This window comes from Rhodococcus sp. MS16, assembly GCF_013277795.1.
Taxonomy (GTDB): domain Bacteria; phylum Actinomycetota; class Actinomycetes; order Mycobacteriales; family Mycobacteriaceae; genus Rhodococcus_F; species Rhodococcus_F globerula.
Genome location: NZ_VBTM01000011.1, coordinates 19,721 through 40,967 on the forward strand (window position 1 = coordinate 19,721; position 21,247 = coordinate 40,967).

Annotated in this window: 18 protein-coding genes (1 of these 18 only partly in view); 13 read left to right on the forward strand and 5 right to left on the reverse strand. The window is 61.2% G+C overall.

The window, feature by feature from the left end:
* On the reverse strand, nucleotides 1-43 hold the 5' end (the start) of the coding sequence (locus FEZ60_RS22685) for a 2OG-Fe(II) oxygenase (RefSeq protein ID WP_172937229.1). It extends 668 nt beyond the left edge of the window; only the first 43 of its 711 coding nucleotides appear in the window; the start codon lies at nucleotides 41-43; its stop codon lies beyond the left edge, outside the window.
* Nucleotides 44-177: 134 nt separating this feature from the next.
* Here FEZ60_RS22685 and FEZ60_RS22690 point away from each other — a divergent pair, with 134 nt between their 5' ends.
* From FEZ60_RS22690 to FEZ60_RS22700, 3 genes are all read left to right on the forward strand, one after another.
* Nucleotides 178-1,587, forward strand: a complete 1,410-nt coding sequence (locus tag FEZ60_RS22690; protein ID WP_116102595.1) for an AarF/UbiB family protein — start codon at nucleotides 178-180, stop codon at nucleotides 1,585-1,587.
* A 77-nt stretch (nucleotides 1,588-1,664) separates the two neighbouring features.
* The gene (locus FEZ60_RS22695) at nucleotides 1,665-3,380 is read left to right on the forward strand and encodes a helix-turn-helix domain-containing protein (protein WP_336880880.1); all 1,716 of its coding nucleotides are present in this window, start codon (nucleotides 1,665-1,667) and stop codon (nucleotides 3,378-3,380) included.
* Nucleotides 3,381-3,484: 104 nt separating this feature from the next.
* Nucleotides 3,485-4,600, forward strand: coding sequence for an NDMA-dependent alcohol dehydrogenase (locus tag FEZ60_RS22700; protein ID WP_172937050.1), 1,116 nt, complete (start codon nucleotides 3,485-3,487; stop codon nucleotides 4,598-4,600).
* Between the two features lie 59 nt (nucleotides 4,601-4,659).
* Here the strand turns inward: FEZ60_RS22700 and catC are convergent, their stop codons facing one another.
* From catC to catA, 3 genes are read right to left on the reverse strand one after another with little or no spacing between them, the layout of a single operon-like run.
* On the reverse strand, nucleotides 4,660-4,941 hold the full coding sequence (gene catC / locus FEZ60_RS22705; protein WP_045065374.1) for a muconolactone Delta-isomerase: 282 nt from the start codon (nucleotides 4,939-4,941) through the stop codon (nucleotides 4,660-4,662).
* Nucleotides 4,942-4,955: 14 nt separating this feature from the next.
* Nucleotides 4,956-6,077: a muconate/chloromuconate family cycloisomerase gene (locus FEZ60_RS22710; RefSeq protein ID WP_045065377.1), complete on the reverse strand. Its 1,122-nt coding sequence runs from the start codon at nucleotides 6,075-6,077 to the stop codon at nucleotides 4,956-4,958.
* A 29-nt stretch (nucleotides 6,078-6,106) separates the two neighbouring features.
* Entirely contained in the window at nucleotides 6,107-6,946 is an 840-nt protein-coding gene (gene catA, locus FEZ60_RS22715) for a catechol 1,2-dioxygenase (RefSeq protein WP_033233580.1), read from the reverse strand.
* A gap of 199 nt (nucleotides 6,947-7,145) precedes the next feature.
* On the opposite strand from catA, the gene FEZ60_RS22720 reads away from it, so the two are divergent.
* Nucleotides 7,146-7,916: an IclR family transcriptional regulator C-terminal domain-containing protein gene (locus FEZ60_RS22720; RefSeq protein ID WP_172937051.1), complete on the forward strand. Its 771-nt coding sequence runs from the start codon at nucleotides 7,146-7,148 to the stop codon at nucleotides 7,914-7,916.
* On the opposite strand, the gene FEZ60_RS22725 is transcribed toward FEZ60_RS22720, so the two are convergent.
* Entirely contained in the window at nucleotides 7,913-8,851 is a 939-nt protein-coding gene (locus FEZ60_RS22725) for an AraC family transcriptional regulator (RefSeq protein ID WP_172937052.1), read from the reverse strand. The two genes, FEZ60_RS22720 and FEZ60_RS22725, sit on opposite strands and share 4 nt — an antisense overlap.
* A 272-nt stretch (nucleotides 8,852-9,123) precedes the next feature.
* Between FEZ60_RS22725 and FEZ60_RS22730 the strand changes: the two genes are divergently transcribed.
* From FEZ60_RS22730 to FEZ60_RS22770, 9 genes are all read left to right on the forward strand, one after another.
* Nucleotides 9,124-9,693, forward strand: coding sequence for a flavin reductase family protein (locus FEZ60_RS22730; protein ID WP_033233583.1), 570 nt, complete (start codon nucleotides 9,124-9,126; stop codon nucleotides 9,691-9,693).
* Nucleotides 9,694-9,704: 11 nt separating this feature from the next.
* On the forward strand, nucleotides 9,705-11,333 hold the full coding sequence (locus FEZ60_RS22735) for a 4-hydroxyphenylacetate 3-hydroxylase N-terminal domain-containing protein (RefSeq protein ID WP_172937053.1): 1,629 nt from the start codon (nucleotides 9,705-9,707) through the stop codon (nucleotides 11,331-11,333).
* A 234-nt stretch (nucleotides 11,334-11,567) separates the two neighbouring features.
* Nucleotides 11,568-12,965, forward strand: coding sequence for a benzoate 1,2-dioxygenase large subunit (benA, locus tag FEZ60_RS22740; protein WP_095887312.1), 1,398 nt, complete (start codon nucleotides 11,568-11,570; stop codon nucleotides 12,963-12,965).
* 14 nt (nucleotides 12,966-12,979) lie between these two features.
* Complete coding sequence (gene benB / locus FEZ60_RS22745) at nucleotides 12,980-13,489, forward strand: benzoate 1,2-dioxygenase small subunit (RefSeq protein ID WP_116102591.1); 510 nt, start codon at nucleotides 12,980-12,982, stop codon at nucleotides 13,487-13,489.
* 28 nt (nucleotides 13,490-13,517) lie between these two features.
* The gene (gene benC, locus FEZ60_RS22750) at nucleotides 13,518-15,053 is read left to right on the forward strand and encodes a benzoate 1,2-dioxygenase electron transfer component BenC (protein WP_172937054.1); all 1,536 of its coding nucleotides are present in this window, start codon (nucleotides 13,518-13,520) and stop codon (nucleotides 15,051-15,053) included.
* Nucleotides 15,050-15,832: a 1,6-dihydroxycyclohexa-2,4-diene-1-carboxylate dehydrogenase gene (locus tag FEZ60_RS22755; protein ID WP_172937055.1), complete on the forward strand. Its 783-nt coding sequence runs from the start codon at nucleotides 15,050-15,052 to the stop codon at nucleotides 15,830-15,832. The genes benC and FEZ60_RS22755 overlap by 4 nt, the downstream gene beginning before the upstream one ends.
* A 42-nt stretch (nucleotides 15,833-15,874) precedes the next feature.
* A complete protein-coding gene (locus tag FEZ60_RS22760) occupies nucleotides 15,875-17,260 on the forward strand; it encodes an aromatic acid/H+ symport family MFS transporter (RefSeq protein ID WP_172937056.1) in 1,386 nt (461 codons plus the stop codon).
* A complete protein-coding gene (locus FEZ60_RS22765; protein ID WP_172937057.1) occupies nucleotides 17,257-19,959 on the forward strand; it encodes a LuxR C-terminal-related transcriptional regulator in 2,703 nt (900 codons plus the stop codon). Before FEZ60_RS22760 ends, FEZ60_RS22765 begins: the two co-directional genes overlap by 4 nt.
* 3 nt (nucleotides 19,960-19,962) lie before the next feature.
* On the forward strand, nucleotides 19,963-21,207 hold the full coding sequence (locus FEZ60_RS22770; RefSeq protein WP_172937058.1) for a benzoate/H(+) symporter BenE family transporter: 1,245 nt from the start codon (nucleotides 19,963-19,965) through the stop codon (nucleotides 21,205-21,207).
* Nucleotides 21,208-21,247 lie beyond the last annotated feature (40 nt).

Genomic DNA, 21,247 nt, shown 5'->3' on the forward strand with positions numbered 1-21,247 from the left:
CGAGGGAATCAACACGAGCGGGCAAATCGGTGAACTGGTCCATACGAAGTAGACGATGCTGCGCGCAGAAACGTGAGAACGGCCCCTGCTGTACGTAGGCTGAGGCATTGCCCGCATTCGACAAGTTAGTGTGACTCGGCATACTGACTAAAGTCGAACGTTGAACAAGGGAGAGCCGTGCCGGACCACACACGACGTCCAGTCGGTCCCTACTCTTCAGGGGTGCCCGTAGGCGCTCTCGACGTACGTATGCCTGACCTGGAACGATTCGGCCTCCCTCAGCTGTGGCGATCGGCAGTCATCGCGGTGGTGCTGTCCACGTCGATCATGCTTGCCCTGATCGTGTGGCCGTTCCGCAGACGCGGGCGCACCATCGCGGACGCGGCTTCCGACGGCTTGGTGGACGGCTTCATCACCCTCGGCCCGACGTTCGTGAAGCTCGGTCAACTGGTTGCGTCGTCGTCGGGTATTTTCCCGGCACCACTGGCCAATGCGTGCCTTCGGTGCCTTGACGACGTGCCACCTTTCCCAGCGCAGCAGGCTCGCAGCGTCGTGGAAGCCGACCTCGGATACTCGATCTCCGAACTGTTCGCGACGTTCGACGATCATCCGCTGGCGGCTGCATCGGTGGCGCAAGTGCATGCGTGCGTCCTGCACGACGGACGTGAAGCCGTCATCAAGATTCAGCGGCCGGGTATTTACGCCCGCATGCTCATCGATCTCCGGGCCGCATATCGAGGCGCGAGAATTCTGGAGAAGTTCGTCGAATTCCTACGGATAGCCAACGCCACGGCCATTATCCGCGACCTGCACAGTGCCACGATGACGGAACTGAACAGTGCCGTCGAAGCCGATCGGCAAACAACGTTCCGGAACAACATCGGCACCTTCGGCGACAACAAGGGCGTGACGACACCCGAGGTGTACTGGGATTACTGCGGGCCGCGGGTGATATGCATGGAGCGAATGCGCGGTGTTCCTCTCGATCGCTTTGTCGCGAGTCCGGACGGCGTCGACGAAGCCCGCATGCTTATTCGACGCGGCGTGAAAGTATGGCTCGAATCCGTCATTGTTCACGGACCATTCCACGGCGATGTTCACGCCGGAAATCTCTGGGTCCTCGATGACGGTCGGATCGCGATGCTCGATTTCGGAATTGTCGGAGTTCTCCCCGAAACGTGGCGAACAATTCTCACCGACATGTTTCGTGCAACATTGATCGACGGAGATTTCGCCCGTGTCGCCCGCGGTATCCGCGCCTTGGGATACGCCACCGACTACGAGGTGGACGACGACCAACTCGGCTTGCAGGTTGCCACCGCTTTGGCGCCGATTCTGGGCCGCGACCTGGGAGAACTCAAATTGAGTGAACTCATCATGGCGTTGATCCAGTTGGGCAGACAGTGGGGTGTGGCCAGCCCCGAGGAATTGGTTCTGTTCGGCAAGCAACTCGGATATTTCGAGCGATATGCCACCGCGCTCGCACCGGGCTGGGTTATCGGTCAGGATCTTTACCTTTTCAAGAATGTCTTTCCCGACGACGTCACGGCCAAGGCGCACAATTTGGGAATCACCCTTCCGGAATAAATCTGTCGAACTTAACTACTACGACAATCCAGGCGTGGGGATTAATCTGTTACAACCCCCTGCGCAAGGAGCACGCCGTGCAAACAGCACCCGCCACCATTGCCGAGAAGAAGTCCGCAGAGAACCGAATCAGCGGATCGACCCCTGCCACCACTATCGGCACGCTCATCTCGTCATTCGACAGTTCCATCATCGAATTACTCGTCAGTCCGGGTGGGCTGGACGTCGAAATTCGATCAATGGCACTCCTCGAAGACTCCGATATCGACGGCACGGAACCCGCGGGCGCACTGTCCGACGTATATCTGCCGGTCGGAGTCCTGATTGATTCGGTGATCGACTGGCTGGTCGCGTCGGAGCACAAGCCGAAGCTGATGCTCGTCAAGAATGCCGTCAACGAAAGCGCATTGCGGGCGGCTGCGGAAAAGTCGGGAATCGCGCTCGCGTCCGTTCACCCGCAAGCCAGCTCCGGTCATATCTACTCGCTGATACAGCAGTTGCTCATCAAGAACACCTACCGCCGTCGTACAACTGCTCAGGGTTCTGGGCTTGACCCCACTGGCGATTCCGATTTGTTCGCGCTCTCCGAGACAGTCGCAGAACTGACCGGCGGCTTGGTCACGATCAACGACAATGCCCAGCACATCCTTGCCCATTCCATCGGACACGAGAATGAGGACGAATTACACCAGCGGTCGGTGCTCGGCCGCGAATGGCCGAGCGGTTACAGCGAATGGCTACAGAAGCGAGGCACATTCGAACATCTACGACGCTCGGACGAGATCATCGACATCCCGGCCGCACCGGAGTTCGGCGCCGCGCACCGGTTGGCCGTCAGCATTCGGCGCCGCGGCACAAGCGTCGCTACCTCCGGCGTGCACCAGCAGCATCTCGGAACCATCTGGGTCCAGACTGCGGGAACACCACTTCACGACGGTTCCGACGAGGTGCTTCGCGGCGCAGCAGAAGTGGCCTCGCGCATCGTGATCCGGATCCTCGACGCGTCCCGCCGAGAGAGCGCCCAGATCCAGCGACTGTTCGGCGCCCTTGGCGGCGGAGTCGATATCACTTCCTTGGCGGATTCACTCTCACTATCCCTCGACGGACCGGCCGCGGTGGTGGGATTTGCGACCACCGAGCAGACGCCGGCCGAGTTGCGGCGGATGACGAACTCACTGCGCCTGCACGCCAGCGCTTTCCGACGTGACGCCGTCACCACGGCGATAGTCGACCGGATATACGTGCTCTTCCCTCTTGCAGAAGGCGAATCGCTGATCAGCGATTGGGCCTCCGACACAGTTCACTACCTGGAGAGTTCGACGGATATCGTCGCGCGGGCTGCGGTCGCAGTGATGATTCCCCGACTGTCCGGGGTGCCAGAGGCCCGCAGAGAAGTCGACCGGGTGCTCGACGCTCCCGGCGACACGCCCTCCCGCGTCACAACGCTGGCTGCCTCCCGCACCGCAGTGCTACTCGGCGAAATCCTCGACCTGATCGGGGATCACGACCGACTGCGTGATCCCCGGGTTGATCGATTGTTGTCTTACGACGACAAGAACTCATCGGACATGCAATTCACACTCACGAGCTACCTCGCTGCGTTCGGTGATGTGAAAAAAGCTGCGGCCCTGCTGAAAGTGCACCCCAACACGTTGCGGTACCGCGTCCGTCGCGCTGAGCAGATCATGGGAATCTCGCTCGACGAACCGGACACACGACTACTGACAGAGCTTCAACTAGCACTTGTCAGCCGGGAACCGTCCGAACCCGAACGGCTGACACCCACCCTCTGACGCCCACCGCTCCGTCCGATCAACGAGACACGTCACGTACCGCGCACCACTTGCGCGGTACATAACACTCGTCAATGAATCGAACGTCTAACTCAGGAGCACCCTTGAGAACTCGCGGAGCCGTCATCCGTCAAGCGCCCGGCAAGTACGAGGTCGTCGACCTCGAACTCGATTCACCTCGCACCAATGAACTGACCGTCAAAATGGTTGCCTCCGGCCTGTGCCATTCCGACGACCACATCGCCAGCGGCGATCACGCAGTGGGCCGCTACCCCATCTGCGGTGGCCACGAAGGTGCAGGCGTTGTGGTGGAGGTCGGCCCGAACACCGAGGGATGGACAGAAGGCGACCACGTCATCTTCTCCTTCCTTGCCGCCTGTGGCCGATGCCGTTGGTGTGCAAGCGGAATTCAGAACCTGTGCGACAACGGCGCAGCCATCATGACGGGTGGTCGTCCCGGCGACGCCGAAAGCTACCGCATGTCGTTGGACGGCGAACCGGTTTCACAGACCTGCGGCCTCTCCACCTTCAGCGAATACACCACGGTCAGCACACTCTCCGCAGTCAAGGTGGACAAGCACCTTCCGCTCGAGACGCTGTGCCTGCTGGGCTGCGGCGTCGGCACCGGTTGGGGTGCAGCCGTCAACTCCGCCCAGGTGTACCCGGGCCAGACCGTGATCGTCATGGGCGTCGGCGGCATCGGAATCAATGCAGTTCAAGGCGCCGCGCACGCCGGCGCCGCGCACATCATTGCGGTGGACCCCGCCGAATTCAAGCGCACGAGCTCCCTGAAATTCGGTGCCACACACGCAGTGTCCACGATGGAAGAAGCAACCGATATCGCTCGGTCCTTCACCAACGGCCAGGGCGCCGACTCCGCGATCGTCACGGTCGGCGTGACCACTGGAGACCATGTGGCACAGGCTTTCTCGTCGATTCGCAAGGCCGGTACCTGCGTGGTCACCGGACTGGGCAAGATGACGGACATCGGAATTCCGGTGAGCCTGATGGAACTCACGCTGTACCAGAAGAGAATTCAGGGATCGCTCTTCGGCGCCTCCAACCCGACTGCCGACATCCCGTGGATGATCGATCTCTACACGAGCGGAAAGCTCAACCTCGACGGGTTGATCACCAACCGCTACTCCCTCGATCAGATCAACGACGGCTTTGCCGACATGCATTCCGGCCGGAACCTCCGCGGCGTTATCAACTTCTAGCACACGCTGTCTGGACTCGACCTCAGGTCGAGTCCAGACAGAACTCGCAGCATGACCGGCTACTTGATCGAGGATCCGTGTTGCGTCAACGGCATGACTTCGATGCTCATGTACGGGAACAAGGGGAGATTCCAGAGAATCTCGTGCAGTTCGTCAGCCGACTCGACGTCGAAGATACTGATGTTGCTGAACTGACCCACGATTCGCCACAAATGCACCCACTTGCCCTGGCGCTGAAGGTCTTGCGAGTACGCCTTCTCCGTGGCTACGGTCTCCGCGCGCACCACCGGGTCCAGATCGCGTGGAATGTCGACGTCCATCCGTACGTGAAACAGTGCCATGTTCTTCTTGTCCTCTAGTTCCTGGTCCAGGTTTTGACGGCGTCCATGTTCAGTTCGACTCCCAGGCCAGGCCCGGAGGGAAGGTGCAACTGACCTTCGGAATACTTCAGGGGTTCCTGGAGCAATTCCTCACTGAAAAGCAACGGTCCGAAAAGCTCTGTTCCGAAGTTGATTCCGGGCTCGGCGCAGGCGAAGTGCAATGAAGCCGCTGTACCGATCGGCCCTTCGATGGACGTCGCACCGTGGCACGCGATACCCGCAGCTTTGGCAATCGCGACGACCTCGCGGCTACGCTGCAACCCACCGCACTTGGTGGTCTTGAGCGCGATGACGTCGGCAGCGCTGCGACGTGCGATTTCCAGAGCGTCGTGCGGCGTCTGCACGCTCTCGTCGGCCATGATCGGAATCGGTAACAACCTACTGAGTTCTGCGAGGACCTCGATTTGGTCTGCTGGAGTGGGCTGTTCGATCAACTCGACGCCGCCCTCGGCGAGTTGCGGCAGGTACCGCAGCGCAGTGAAGCGATCCCACCGCGCGTTGACGTCGACGCGGACACCGGCATGACCGTCGAGCGCCTGCGCGATCTCGACGATGCGCGCAACATCGACGGCAGGATCAAGTGCGCCCATCTTGAGTTTGAAGCTGAAATTGAGTCGGGCTTCGAGCTTTTCGTGAGCTTCCTCGATGATTTCTGCTGCCGGCGCCGCACCCAGTGCCCATGTGACGTCGACGCTTTCGCGGAAGGCCCCGCCGAGCAGCGTGTGCACCGGCACACCCAGGCTGCGAGCCCAGGCATCGTGCAACGCCACGTCGACGGCAGCCTTCGCGAATCGCGCATTGGCAACAACCTTCTCGATGTCGGCCATGATCGCAGTGATCTGATCGACGCGCCGGCCGACAACTACGGGCGCTATGTACTTCTCGATGATGACCTGCATCGTCTCCACCGATTCGCCGCCCCACCACGGACCGCCCGGAACGACACCTTCGCCGTAACCGATCACTCCGTCGGACGTGCGGATCGCGACCAGCAGCAACGGCTGCGCCGTCATCGACGTCGTGGCGAACTTGTGGGGGCGTACGAGGGGAACGTCGAGGATGGTCGTCTCGATGGAGACGATCGACAGGTCTGTCATCAAATCACTTTCTTTCGAACAGTTGTGGATCAGGCCGGGTCGAGCACGAAGTCGTACGTGACCCGGTTGATTCCATCGGCACCCGGCTTCGGATCGAGAATCAGTTCCGGCTTCGTGGCCGTTGCGACATCGTTCTCGATCCACTCACCACCGGAGAAGTAGAGCTGAGTGGTGATCGTGCGCTTGCCGGGAGCCTTCACCATGAGGTGCAGGTGCGCCGGACGCCACGGGTGCCAGCCGGCCTTCTCGATGAACCAGCCGGTGGGTCCGTCGGTCGGAATCTGGTACGGCGCAGGCTGAATCGTGGTGATCTCGAACCGCCCCTCTCCGTCGGTCACGATCGTTCCGCGGAGGTTCCCGTCGGGGATGTGCGGCGCGAAATGGGAGTAGTAGCCCTCGTCGTCCGCATGCCACAGCTCGACAGTGGCCCCGTCCAACCCGTTGCCGTCGAGGTCACGGACCTGCCCCTCGAAGACCAGCTTCGATCCAACCTCGTTGTCACGCATGGGAAGTTCGCACTTAGCCGCCAATGTCTTGGCGTCGGCCACGTAGTACGGCCCCTCGATGCTGCCCTTCGTACCGCTCTGGCCGCGGTACGCAACCTCTTCGACGTTGTGCTCGAGGAAGACGTCCAGCCAGAGCGGCCATTCACCGAACTGGCCGATGTCGATCAGCCACTGCTTGAGAACCCGATACTCGGGGTAGGTGACACCATGCTTGTCGATGACGCCGGCAAGTGCTTCGAGGACGTCCTTGGCGATGGCCGAGACACGCTCGGGCGGGGTGTCCGCACTGACTCGTTCCTGGAGGAACTTGTCGGTGGCGGCGGTGCCCGAACCTACTGCGGTGGGGCTCTCGGAAGTGGTCATGTGGTCCTCCTCGGGGCCGTGTATGGCTGTTACCGGGTGGGCGCCGTACTGCTGGGCTGAGTCGGCTTCCCAAGTCTGGTTGTACGCTCTGCGTACATCTGTTACGCTGTGCGTACGCTTGTACTGTGCGCCCAATCACAGACCTTTGTCAACCTTCGGGCGTACTACGTCGACATAACCGCAGCTGAAGGGCTATCCCGTGACCGAGAACGATCGCGATTACATCCAGAGCATCGAGCGTGGATTTGCGGTACTGACGGCATTCGACGAGAAGAATCCCAATCCGTCGCTCGCCGATCTTGCCGCTGAAACAGGGCTCTCCCGCCCTGCCGTGCGGCGCATCCTCCTCACCCTTCAAAAGCTCGGGTACGTCACCGGCAACAACAGTCGGTGGTCGCTCACCCCTCGCGTTCTGAGCATCGGGCAGCACTATTCGGCGTCACACGCCCTGACGGAGGCGGCACTCCCCCGCCTGCTGGAGATCGCAGAACACACTCACGAGTCGGCGTCACTGGGCGTGCTCGACGGCGTCGACGTGGTCTACGCCGCCCGTGTACCCGTACGCCGGATCATGAGCATCAACGTCAGCGTCGGTACCAGAGTGCCTGCATATGCGACCTCCATGGGCCGCGCCCTGCTAGCTTGGGCGCCAACCGAAATCGTCGACAACGTCATCGCGAACTCCACGTTCGACGCCCTCACACCCACCACGATCACCGACGAAGGCGCATTCCACACCGCACTTCGAGTGGTGCGTGAGCAGGGTTACGCACTCACGTCCGAGGAACTGGAAGACGGCCTGATTTCCCTCGCCGCCCCCGTCCGCGATGCCGGCGGAAGCGTCGTCGGCGTGACAGCGTGTTCAACGTCGGCGGGACGAACTACCCCGGAAGCCTTCCGCACCGACGTCGCACCTTTCCTCGTGGAGAAGGCAAATCAACTCAGCGCAGACATGGGATACCGGAGCTAACTTCTCAATACTTCAGACGGCAACAGACCGTACTTACGCCGGAATGACGACGCAAACCGTCCGGTGTGCGTAAAACCCCATCTCACAGCAACATCGGTGACCGTCGTCGAGTCGTCGGCATCGCGCAGATCTGCGTGGACCCGTTCGAGACGGATGTCGAGCAGGCATTCCGACGGGCTCCGGCCCACGTACTGCCGAAATCCTTCCTGCAATCTCCGTACGCTGACGCCCGCCACCTCGGCCATCTCCGCTGCGGTCCACACTCTGGCCGGGTCGTCGTGCATCTCGTCGAGTACGCGCTTGACGATGCGCGGCCTGGCGTGTCGCACCGCATCCTCACTTTCGGGCATCGCGGCAAGGACAAACGCCGAGATCACAGCGCCGGAGAGCTGGCCTGCCACCAGTTCGTTGTGCAGCACTCCAACCGGGCCGAGTATCTGATCCGACAGTGAGCGAACAAATTTCAGCCACCTGGCTCCGTCGTCCCCGCGGAGATCCACTTGATCGGGTAGGCGCATTCCGGGTCGGCCGAGTACCTTCTCCATCTCGCGGTCGAGGTATTCGCGGTCCATCCGGACTCCGACAATTTCGCAGTCCGCGCTCCACCGCGTGATTCTTGTGGTGATATCGGGTGGACACACCGTCGCCACGCCCTCCGTCGAGAGCACGTGCGATCCCGCGAACACCGACTCGAGCTCGCCTGAGAGCGGGATGTTCACCCCGTAGGCACCGGGATGATCGGATTCGACTGCGACGTCTGCGCCCCATCGAATATGAGCGATCCGCAGCGGACCCAACTCAGCGGTGCACACCCCGACTCCACTGGCCGCGTGCCGTGACAACGGCGTCAGCGTGTGCGGGAAGTAGGCATCCGACACCGCATGACATGCCTCGTCCCAGTCCCGCGGAGCTGTACCGATCATGGAATCGACCATCGTCCTTCACCTTCCCAACCCGTGACCAGCCACATTGCCGAGCATGGGCGCTGAACATCATTGAACACTGTGTCCCCGGTCACCTCCAAGGAAAAACGGGTACCGGCCGTGATCGGGTGCGCAATCCGGATAGACACCGCGCTGTACGGATCGACCGAAGGCCGCTCTCGCCGTACGTTCGTCTTCACTCCCGGCGCGAGTCGTCTGCCACTTCCGCCTCCCGCACTTCGCGGCACTCTCACTCACCAGCCATCCGACAAGGAGGTCCGGTCATGGAACAAAATCAGCTTCGAGGCATCTTCGGCCAATTCGCCAGCGGTGTCACCGTCATCACCTGCACCAACGCCGACGGTCAGCCACACGGGGCCACGGTCACCGCATTCACGGCAATCTCCCTTGAACCACGCCTGTGCCAGATAACGATGACGCGAAAGTCCAAGGCGTGCGGCTACCTCGGCAACGCGCCGTTTGCCGTGAACATCCTTGCCTCCGACCAAGTAGACACGGCCATGCATTTTGCGGGCCGGCCACAGCGCACCGAGCCGCGATGGATCGACGGACCGACCGCTCCCCTGCTCGACGGCGCCGCAGCAACCATCTCGTGCATCCCGTGGAAGGAGTACGACGGCGGTGATCACATCATCTTCATCGGCGAGATCGTGGACGCACAGTCCAGCGGCAAGGATCCACTCCTCTTCTACCGAAGCACTTTTCACGATCTAGGCGCTACCTCGTCGACCACCGTCTGGAACGGCAGTCAGGACGACCCGCACAGCGGGTGGTTCGACGCCACCACTTCCTTCACTCCAATTCATCTTCAGCCCGCACCTCAAACGATCTGAAAGGCTTTGCCATGACGACCACCGAAATTCCTCCCACCGGCGTCGACCCCGCAGGTTCCGGAGCGCCACAGGCCAATCCGGCCGCCGATTGCGAAGCCAACCGCACGAAGAACTTCACCACCCGGCCGATGACCGGCGACGAGTACATCTCGAGCCTGCAGGACGGTCGCGAGATCTGGCTCCACGGAGATCGTGTCAAGGACGTCACGACGCATCCCGCTTTCCGGAATCCGATCCGTATGACCGCAAGGCTGTACGACGCACTGCACACCGGCGAGCACGTGGACGCCCTGACTGTTCCGACCGACACGGGCAACGGCGGTGTCACCATGCCGTTCTTCCGCACCCCGACGTCGTCGGCTGATCTGCTCAAAGAGCGCGACGCCATCGCGACGTGGGCTCGTATGACCTACGGCTGGATGGGCCGCTCCCCCGACTACAAGGCAAGTTTCCTGGGAACCCTCCACGCCAACAAGGAGTTGTACGCACCGTTCCAGGACAACGCCGAGCGCTGGTACCGCGAATCGCAGGAGAAGGTTCTGTACTGGAACCACGCGATCATCAATCCCCCGGTGGATCGCCAACTTCCACCGGACGAGGTCGGCGACGTCTTCATGAAGGTGGAGAAGGAAACCGACGCCGGTTTGATCGTCAGCGGCGCCAAGGTTGTTGCCACCGGGTCGGCGATCACCAACTACAACTTCATTGCTCACTACGGTCTGCCGATCAAGAAGAAGCAGTTCGCCCTGATCTGCACGGTACCGATGGACGCGCCGGGCGTGAAACTGATCTGCCGCACCTCGTACACCGAACATGCCGCGGTGATGGGCAGTCCGTTCGACTACCCGCTGTCGAGCCGCATGGATGAGAACGACACCATCTTCGTCTTCGACAAGGTGCTGGTGCCGTGGGAGAACGTCTTCATGTACGGCGACGTCGACCGGATCAACGCATTCTTCCCTCAGTCGGGGTTCCTGCCGCGCTTCACCTTTCAGGGCTGCACTCGGCTGGCCGTCAAGCTCGACTTCATCGCCGGCCTGTTGATGAAGGCACTCGAAGCCACCGGCGCCGGTGGCTTCCGCGGAGTCCAGACCCGTGTCGGCGAAGTGATCGGCTGGCGAAACCTCTTCTGGTCGTTGACCGAATCGATGGCACGCGATCCCGAACAGTGGGTCGGCGATTCGGTGATCCCGAAGCTCGAATACGGCCTCACCTATCGAATGTTCATGATCCAGGGGTACCCGCGGATCAAGGAGATCATCGAACAGGACGTCGCGTCGGGTCTGATCTACCTGCCGTCGAGTTCACTCGACTTCAAGAGCCCGGACGTGCGCCCCTACCTCGACAAGTACGTTCGCGGTTCCGACGGGATCACCGCCGTCGACCGCGTCAAAGTCATGAAGGCTCTGTGGGATTCGATCGGTACCGAGTTCGGCGGCCGGCACGAGCTGTACGAGCGGAATTACTCGGGTAACCACGAGAACGTCAAGGCGGAACTCCTCTTCGCCGCGCAGAATCGTGGGCACGCCAGTTCCATGAAAGGCCTGGCGGAACAGTGCCTGAGTGAATACGACCTCGACGGCTGGACGGTTCCGGACCTTATCGGCAACGACGACGTCTCGTTCTTCAAGAACCGGTAACTCCCGCCACCGTCAGGGTGGACTCGCGGTGCCGAGTCCGCCCTGACGGCAGGACCACGTTCACGAACACCACGCCCTGGGTCAGGACTAGGCATATACCTAGTGTGACCTGCAACACAGAATGTCAAGGTGAATCCAGTACCGGACGCAGCCCCGTCCGGAAAGCAGGCCCCAAGCAGATACCGACAGCCCTCGGTAATCGCAGCTGGTCGCCTACTCGAGCTGGAGGACCCCATGACAGATATGTTGGACGCTGCTCAGAGCACAGACAAATACGCGAAAATGCGCGCTGCCCTCGACGACGCTCTCGTCGAGGACCCGGAGACCGGCCGCTACCAGGTACGGCGCAGCGTCTTCACGGACGAGCAACTGTTCGACCTCGAGATGACCCACATTTTCGAGGGCAATTGGATCTACCTCGCGCACGAGAGTCAGATCCCCAACGTCGGCGACTACTTCACCACCTACATGGGCCGTCAGCCCATCGTCATCACCCGAAACAAGGATGGCGAACTCGGCGCACTGATCAATGCCTGCAGCCACCGCGGCGCGATGCTCTGCCGCCGCAAGACAGATAACCGAACCACCTTCACCTGCCCGTTCCACGGATGGACGTTCAACAACAGTGGAAAGCTCCTCAAGGCCAAGGATGCTCGGACCGGCGGCTACCCGGAACAGTTCAACAAGGACGGCTCACACGACCTGACCAAGGTCGCACGATTCGAAAATTATCGAGGGTTCCTCTTCGGCAGCCTCAATCCGGATGTCCTGCCCCTCGAAGAACATCTCGGTGACACCACGAAGGTGATCGACATGATCGTCGACCAGTCACCCGACGGACTCGAAGTGCTGCGCGGCGCCTCCACCTACACGTACGACGGCAACTGGAAGTTGCAGACCGAGAACGGCGCTGACGGCTACCACGTGTCCTCGACGCACTGGAACTACGCCGCCACCACAGCCCGCCGCACCGCCGGAGAATCGGCCAACGAAACCAAGGCGATGGACGCCGGCACCTGGGGTAAGCAGGGCGGCGGATACTTCTCCTACGACTACGGACACCTCCTTCTGTGGATGTGGTGGGGCAATCCCGAAGACCGGCCACTGTTCGAGCGTAAAGCGGAGCTGGAGGCTCAGTTCGGTTCCAAGAAGGCCGAATTCATGGTTGGTGCGTCAAGGAACCTCTGCCTCTATCCGAACGTCTACCTCATGGATCAGTTCAGCAGTCAGATCCGGCACTTCCGCCCGATCTCTGTTGACCAGACCGAAGTCACGATCTACTGCATCGCGCCCAAGGGCGAAAGTGCCGCAGCCCGAAGCAACCGCATCCGTCAGTACGAGGACTTCTTCAATGCAAGCGGCATGGCCACCCCGGACGACCTCGAAGAGTTCCGGTCTTGCCAGAAGACCTATCAGGCCGCCGGTGCGCCGTGGAATGATCTGAGCCGTGGTGTGACACACCAAATTTCCGGACCCAATGACGTTGCCAAGGATCTAGGCATGGACCGCGTTCTCTCCAGCGGATCCAAGACCGAGGACGAAGGCCTGTACCCGATTCAGCACGGCTACTGGCGCGACGCCATGATCGCCGCGGTCGATGCCGAACAAGCCGCTTCTGCCCGGACCAACTGAGGATCTCGATCACCATGACACTAGCAACCGCCAATGCCGTCACACTCGAATCCGTGCGGCAGTTCCTCTACCGCGAAGCCCGCTATCTCGACGATCGTGAATTCGAGAAGTGGATCGAGTGCTACCACCCCGATTCCGAGTACTGGATGCCCGCCTGGGCCGACGACGGTGAACTGACTACCGATCCGCAGGCGGAAATCTCATTGATCTACTACCCCAACCGGGGCGGCATCGAAGATCGCGTATTTCGCATCCGCACCGATCGTTCCAGCGCGACAAGCCTTCCCGAACCGCGCACCGGCCACAACATCACCAACGTCGAAATCCTCGAGGCACGCGGTTCGGTAGTAGACGTGCGCTTCAACTGGTTCACGCTGTACTTCCGCTACAACACCGTCGACACCTATTTCGGCACCTCGCATTACACGATCGATTTCGCGGGCGAGCAGCCGTTGATCCTGAAGAAGAAGGTAGTCCTCAAGAACGACTACATCCATCATGTTGTCGACATCTATCACTTCTGACGTTTACGATCGAATCGAGCTGTTCCCCATGACCTTTCAAATAGCACTGAGTTTCGAGGATGGCATCACCCGCTTCGTCGAATGCAACACCGACGAAACTGTCGCCGACGCCTCCTACCGCGCCCGGATCAACATCCCCCTCGACTGCCGCGACGGAGCCTGCGGCACTTGCAAGTCACTGTGCGAGTCAGGCACTTTCGACGCCGGCGACTACATCGAGGAGGCACTCACGGACGACGAGGCCGAGCAGGGATACTGCCTGCCGTGCCAGATGGTGCCGGAATCCGACCTCGTACTGCAGATCCCCACCACCTCCGCCGTGGCCAAGACTGCTGCCGGTTCGTACACGTCCACCATCACCGAGATCGTTCGCCACTCGGATTCGACTGTCGGCTTCACCGTCGCGGTCGACAATCGCGCAGATCTGGTCTTCCTTCCCGGTCAGTACGTGAACATCCTCGTTCCGGGAACCGAAGCAACACGCTCGTACTCGTTCAGCACCGGCCCCGACGTCGAGTCGGCGTCGTTTCTGGTCAAGATCACGCCGGGCGGGCTGATGTCCGATTATCTCAGTCTGCAAGCGCAGGTCGGTGACACACTGGAATTGACCGGCCCGATGGGCAGTTTCTTCCTGCGTAGCGGGCAGCGACGCGCACTCCTGCTCGCCGGGGGAACCGGTTTGGCGCCACTGCTCTCGATCCTGGAGAAAATGCAGACCGACGGTGTGACTCGACCCGTTCACTTGATTTACGGTGTGAACTCAGACCTCGATCTGGTCGAACTGGAGAAGCTGAGTGCGTACGCAGCATCGTTGCCGCAGTTCACCTTCGACTACTGCGTATCCGACCCCAACAGCACAGCACCCAACAAGGGGTACGTCACGAGCTTGATCGAACCGGGTCATCTCGACGGCGGAGACGTCGACGTCTACCTGTGCGGCCCGCCGCCGATGGTCGAAGCCGTTCGCCAGCACTTCAAGAACGTGTCGATCACACCCACGAACTTCTACTTCGAGAAGTTCAACAGCGCGGCGACCCCGGCTGATTCACCGGCAAGCTCGATCGAAGAAACGGCAGCCGACACGTACGAGATCGGTGAAGAACACCTGCCTGTCGCGGAATCGGACGCACAGTTCGACGCCCGGATGGCGCTCGAACTCGGCGCATTGGAACTCACGATCGGGCGCCTTACTCCGGCACAGTTGACGGAGTACCGCATTCTGGCGGAGAACTCGGCAACCTCCATCGACCGCGACCACTTCACGGACGCAGCGGCATTCACCGAAACCAACGCCCTCTTCCACGACTTCCTCTTCCGCTGCACCGGCAACGACATACTGCTGCAGGCCTACCAACGTCTCGAGGTCACGCAGCTGATGAACCGAGTACTCCGGACCGCGGACTGGGTGGACGAACATGTCGCAGAGGATCACTCACGCATTGTGCGCGCATTCGAGCAGAATGATCGCGCCGCGGCCCGTGAGCTGATCGTTCAGCACAGCAAACACGCGAAGTCGACGATGCGACGTGCCATCACCGACGCTCGGGTCAGTGTGGCGTCGTGAACGCACGTTACTTCTCCGGCCGGTTCGACGATCGGGTCGTTGTCGTCACCGGAGCGGCCCAGGGGATCGGGCGCAGCGTAGCCGAAAGAATCTCCGCCGAAGGCGGTTCCGTTGTTCTCGTGGACCGAGCAGAGCTCGTCCACGAGATTGCGGCACCGTTGGATCGTTCCCATTCGGTGACCGCAGATCTCGAGACCTTCGAAGGTGCCCAGCACGCAATAGATTCCGCGCTGAGACACTTCGGACGCGTCGACGTACTGGTCAACAATGTCGGCGGCACAATCTGGGCAAAACCATACGAGCATTACACCCCGGAGCAGATCCATGCCGAAGTCACGCGTTCGTTGTTCCCCACCCTGTGGACGTGCCGAGCATTGCTACCCCACTTGATCGAACGGGCGAGCGGAACCATCGTCAACGTCTCCTCAGTCGCTACCCGGGGCGTCAACCGTGTTCCATACGCTGCGGCCAAGGGCGGAGTCAGCGCCATCACCGCGGCACTGGCGATGGAAGTCGCGCAGTACGGAATACGAGTCGTGGCAACAGCTCCCGGTGGAACGGAAGCGCCACCTCGCGTCGTGGCCCGCGGCCCCGGTTCACAGACCGACGAAGAGAAACTCTGGTACCAACAGATCGTCGACCAGACCGTCGACTCGTCACTACTCAAGCGTTACGGCACCCTCGACGAACAAACTGCCGCCATAACCTTCCTTGCCTCCGATGAGGCGTCGTACGTCACCGGAACGGTCCTTCCCGTTGCCGGCGGCGACCTCGGCTGAGCGAGTCACCCCAATTCCTGATCTCTCGAACGGAGATTTGTCATGTCCTCGATCGAACGCGGTTCCTGGGCCAGCGCCCGCCATCGCTCTTCAGTGCTGTGGGTAGTCACCATCGCAGCCATCGCCATCTTGTTCGACGGATACGACCTCGTCGTATACGGCACGATTCTGCCCGTCCTGATGGACGATCCCGGCCACATCGGAGTGCTTTCTGCCTCTCAAGCTGGAGCATTGGGCTCGTACGCCCTTGTCGGAGTCATGGTGGGTGCGTTGACGTGCGGCGCAATCGGTGACTACTTCGGACGCCGAAAGATGATGCTGATCAACATCGTCTGGTTCTCGGTCGGCATGGCGCTGGCGGCGTTTGCGACCAGCATCACCACCTTCGGGCTCCTGCGATTCTTCACCGGCATCGGCGTCGGCGGACTGGTTGCCACTGCCGGAGCAATGATCGCCGAGTTCGCCCCGCCAGGGCGTCGAAATCTGTTCAACGCCATCGTGTACAGCGGCGTCCCGGCCGGCGGCGTCATGGCGTCGATCCTGGCAATCATTCTTCGTGATTCCATTGGATGGCGGGGACTCTTTCTCATCGGCGCACTTCCGTTGATCATCCTGTTTCCGCTTGCGTGGTTCAAACTTCCCGAATCTCCCGCGTGGCTCGTCGCCCGCGGTCGGAGTGACGAAGCTCGGGCAATTTCCTCGAAAACCGGAATTCCCCTGCCCGTTATCGCCACTAGCCCCGCCGATTCGCCCGCAGAGCGAGTCGGCTTCCGAGCCTTGGCCAGCAAGCAATATGTTTGGGGCACAGCGCTACTGGGCCTCATGAGTTTTGCCGGTCTTCTTCTGACCTACGGACTGAACACCTGGCTGCCCAAAATCATGGAGAACGCCGGATACAACGCCAAGGGTTCACTCTCGTTCCTGCTGGTCCTCAACGGCGGCGCGATCATCGGCGGACTACTGGCGTCGCGGATCGCCGACATCACCGGGCCCCAGCGGGTTGTCGCAACCACTTTCGGTTTGGCCGCATTAGCACTCCTGCTGTTCACGTTCGGCTTCCCGCTACCCGTCCTTCTCGCATCTGTTGCGATCGCCGGGGTCGGCACAATCGGAACTCAGGTGCTCATCTACGGATTTGTCTCCAACTACTATTCGACGGCGGCCCGAGCGGCCGGCGTCGCGTGGTGCGCAGGCTTCGGCCGTCTCGGCGGCATCTTCGGCCCGCTGATCGGTGGAAGCTTGATCAGTGCCGGTATCAGTTCCGAGTCCGCGTTCTACGTGTTTGCCGGTATCGCCGTGCTTGGCTCCATCGTGACCTTCTTCGTACCTAAGCAGGCCCCAGATCTCGATACTGCCGCAGCTCCTGCCGCAGAGGTCCGATCGGAAAACGAATCTCGCGGTGAGCCCGGCGTTACGGTAGTCAGGTGACACTTCGGGACGTGCTGGTGGGCCGAGAACGCGAACTGAGCGTTCTGGGCCAGGCATTGGCTGCGGCGAAGGCAGGCACTCCGTCCCTCGTTCTCGTAGAGGGCGATGCGGGCAGTGGCAAGTCCACTCTGGTCAGCCGGTTCTCCGAAATATCGGCGCAGCACACTCTTCGATCCGCTCGCGGATTGGCGTGGGAGTCTCAGACGCCGTTCGGGGTCGTCACACAACTACTCGACCATCCGGTGTCGGTCCACGATCCCGTCGTCATTGCCCAAGAGATTCTCGACAGCACTGACCAGTTGACCATGGTTGTCGTCGACGACGCCCACCACAGCGATGTCGGCTCACTTCAGGCGATTACTTCAGCGCTCCATCGGGGTCGGGGCGCGCAACTCTTGGTTGTGCTCGTCGTCGAGGATTCACCGCACATCAACGCCGAGGTCCGGCGCATTCTCGAACTTCACTGGTCGCAGCGACTGCACATCAGCGCCCTCGGCGCCGCTGCAGTCATCGACATCGCCCGGGTTCGCAACGGAATTGATCTCAGTTCCGGCGTCGCGCTCCAACTTCAAGAGTTCACAGCGGGCAACACACTCGACGTCGTCTCGCTACTCGACGAATTGCCGCCGACGTACTGGACTCAGTGGCACCGCACCTTGCCTGTTCCCCGCTATCGCGCAGCGTCGATCGCAGGCACACTTGCGCTGTGCTCCGAGGGTGCACGCACTTTGGTCGAAGCCGCCGCGATCCTCGGGCGCAGCACGACGTTGTCGCACCTCGCTCGACTAGCCGAAGTCGACGACATCGTCAGCGCGCTGGACAACGCCTTTGGTTGCGGTCTTCTCATCGTGCACGAGCAGCGCGGCAGCACCGAAGTATCCGTTCGAGGAAAGATGGTTGCCGCTGCCGTGAGCGCCACCTTAGGACCTACCCGACTGCACCAACTGCATTGTCGCGCAGCCGAGATCGCCTGGGGAGACGGCGAGCGGTTGTTCCATCTGGCTGCCGCCGCTACGACGCACGACGAAGCACTGGCCTCAGAACTGGTGACCTACGCCGAACTCCGGGCAACCGACGGCGCGTGGTCCGAGGTGGCCGACGCAATGGTCACCGCCAGCCGTCTCACCACCAGCAGAAGCGACCACGAGACTCGACTACTGAGGGGAATTGACGCGCTGACCGGTGCTGGCGACATTCCACACGCCATGGACTTCGTTCCCGAAATCGAGAGTATTACGCGCGGACCGCTGCGCGACGCCGTCCTCGGATACCTCGCGATTCACCGGGGACGCCCAACCGAAGCTGCCGACCTACTGACTCGCGCTTGGAGCAGTTGCCCTGCGGATCTCGATCCCGCAGTCGCGGCAATGATCGCCCAGCGAATGGTCCTGCATTCTCTGGCCAGACTCGACGGCGCTGCTTTGGTCCAGTGGGTCGACCGCGCAGTCGAACTGGTCGGTCCGTCAGATCCTGCCGCAGTGGAGTCCGAAGCGATAAAGGGCCTCGGACTGGGTGCCACCGGACACACCGAACAGGCGCTCGCGGCCTACGAAGAACTGTCGGACCGCATCCGGCCCGGCGCTCAAGCTCAGCGATTCCAGATGGGCCGCGGTTGGCTCGAGCTGGCAGTGGATCATCCCGAGGCGGCCCGTCGCGATCTCGAAAGCGCAGTGTCCACTGAATTTTCCAGCGGCTCGGCGCGTATCTCGCTGTGGGCGCAGGCCTGGCTTGCCCGCACACAGTTCGCCTTGGGGGCGTGGGACGACGCACTGTCGACGATCGACAGTGCCGCCGCGCAAGTCGATCGTTTCGAAATCGACATCGTCCGACCGTTGGTGCATTGGTCCGGGGCACAAATTCACGCGCTTCGCGGAAACTGGGACCTGGCCCGCAATCACGTGCGCCGCGCGCATGTTGGTGCACATTCCTACGAAATCATGTACGTTCCTTCGCTTCTCGCCCGGGCACAATTCTCCGAAGCTGCGGCCGACTACGCCGATGTACTGGCAGCGCTGACGCCCCTGACCTCGAGCACGTCACAACAGTGGCTCGACGAACCCGGGTTCTGGCCGTGGGTCGATCTCTATGCGAATGCTCTCGTGATGGTCGGTCGGGTCGACGACGCCGATGCCTTCCTCCAACCACACGAGAAGACCGCACGCATTCGCGGGCACCGTTCTGCCACAGCACGTCTTGGATATGTTCGTGGCAGAATCCATGGAGCCCGAAGCGAACTCGACGCCGCCAGAAACTGTTTCGACGACGCGCTTCTCAGCCTCGAGGACCTGCCACTCCCCTACGACCGTGCCCGAATCAATTTTGCCTACGGCCAAACTCTCCGGAGAGCCGGCAAACGCGCAGAGGCAGACGTCGTACTGAGGGACGCACGCGAGCTCTACTACGCGCTGGGCGCAGCGACATACGTCGAGCGTTGTGAGCGTGAGCTGCGCGCCGGCGGGTTGAACCTTTCACGTATGGACAAGGGAATCACCGATCTGACCCCACAAGAGCGAGCCGTTGCGGATCTTGTCGCTGCCGGCAAGTCCAACAAGGAAGCTGCGGGCGAATTGTTTCTCTCTGTCAAGACAATCCAGTATCACCTCACTCGTGCGTACGCAAAGCTCGGACTGCGCTCTCGTAGCGAACTTGCGGCGCTCTTTCGTGAACGCGAACTTGGCGATCCACACCAGGAGACCTGAAACATGTCGAATACCTCGACACTTGCACCCACTCGTGTCATCACCGAGCCGCTACCCCAACCTCTCTACAGTCCTCGGCGCGTTTTGCGAGACTTCGGCGGAACATACGGCGCAAACGCAGTTATCGGGATTGTCTTCTCTGCCACCGGCCCAGTAGCGGTCATCCTTGCTGCCGGCTTGGCCGGCGGGCTGAGCCAATCACAATTGGCCTCTTGGATTTTCGGCGCCTTCTTCGTCAACGGAATCTTGACGATCACCGCGTCCTGGCTGTACCGGCAACCACTGGCGTTTTTCTGGACGATTCCCGGAACCGTCGTCGTCGGCGCGTCCCTGCATCATCTTCCGTGGGAGCAGGCGATCGGAGCATTCTTTGCAACGGGCGTTCTGATCTTGCTGCTGGGATTGACGGGGTGGATCACACCGATCATGAATGCACTCCCCATGCCCATCGTCATGGCAATGGTGGCAGGCGTTTTCCTTCACTTCGGTACCGACCTGGTAGAGGCGCCCGCCCACGACGCCGCCATTGCACTGCCGATGATCGTCACCTTTGTTGCACTCAGCGCCTTCGCGAAACTGGGAAGGTATATCCCTCCCGTTCTCGGTGCCTTGATTGTCGGGGTGGTGGTCGTTCTCGCGACCGGACGGTTCGCACCTACCGGCGGCGATCACGAATGGTTTGCGCACCCAGTGCTGTCCACACCGGCATGGTCGTGGCAGGCAATGATCGAACTTGTTGTGCCGCTGGCGATCACCGTGGTCGTTGTGCAGAACGGCCAAGGGATCGCAGTCCTGCGAGCGGCCGGACATCAACCGCCGATCGGCAGCGCAACGATTGCGTGTGGCGTGTTCTCACTCGTGAACGCGGCGGTGGGGTGCGTGTCAACCTGCCTGACCGGGCCAACCAATGCTCTCCTGTCAGCATCCGGGGAACGAACACGGCAGTACACCGCCGGCATCTTCTGTGGGGTACTCGCGGTTGTCTTCGGCCTTTTTGCCCCGACCTTCGTGTCGATGATGCTGGGCACGCCCGCTGCGTTCATCGTGACACTTGGCGGATTGGCAATGCTGAAGGCATTGCAAGGAGCTTTCGTCACCGCATTCGGGTCGCGATTCACCTTCGGTGCGTTGATCGCATTCCTCGTGACGATCTCCGACGTCGAACTGTTCAATATTGGCGGCGCATTCTGGGGACTCGTGGTGGGAGTGATCGCCTCACGCATCCTCGAGCGCTCCGACTACTCCTGAAGACTGCCCTGACATGCGAATATTCGCATGTACGACTTTG

What these genes read in the sequence shown, in the direction of transcription:
- catC (WP_045065374.1), bottom strand. Translation starts at nt 4,941, where the DNA reads ATGGCACTGTTTCACGTACGGATGGACGTCGACATTCCACGCGATCTG.
- FEZ60_RS22710 (WP_045065377.1), bottom strand. Translation starts at nt 6,077, where the DNA reads ATGACAGACCTGTCGATCGTCTCCATCGAGACGACCATCCTCGACGTT.
- catA (WP_033233580.1), bottom strand. Translation starts at nt 6,946, where the DNA reads ATGACCACTTCCGAGAGCCCCACCGCAGTAGGTTCGGGCACCGCCGCC.
- FEZ60_RS22725 (WP_172937052.1), bottom strand. Translation starts at nt 8,851, where the DNA reads ATGGTCGATTCCATGATCGGTACAGCTCCGCGGGACTGGGACGAGGCA.
- FEZ60_RS22730 (WP_033233583.1), top strand. Translation starts at nt 9,124, where the DNA reads ATGGAACAAAATCAGCTTCGAGGCATCTTCGGCCAATTCGCCAGCGGT.
- FEZ60_RS22735 (WP_172937053.1), top strand. Translation starts at nt 9,705, where the DNA reads ATGACGACCACCGAAATTCCTCCCACCGGCGTCGACCCCGCAGGTTCC.
- benA (WP_095887312.1), top strand. Translation starts at nt 11,568, where the DNA reads ATGACAGATATGTTGGACGCTGCTCAGAGCACAGACAAATACGCGAAA.
- benB (WP_116102591.1), top strand. Translation starts at nt 12,980, where the DNA reads ATGACACTAGCAACCGCCAATGCCGTCACACTCGAATCCGTGCGGCAG.
- benC (WP_172937054.1), top strand. Translation starts at nt 13,518, where the DNA reads ATGACCTTTCAAATAGCACTGAGTTTCGAGGATGGCATCACCCGCTTC.
- FEZ60_RS22760 (WP_172937056.1), top strand. Translation starts at nt 15,875, where the DNA reads ATGTCCTCGATCGAACGCGGTTCCTGGGCCAGCGCCCGCCATCGCTCT.
- FEZ60_RS22770 (WP_172937058.1), top strand. Translation starts at nt 19,963, where the DNA reads ATGTCGAATACCTCGACACTTGCACCCACTCGTGTCATCACCGAGCCG.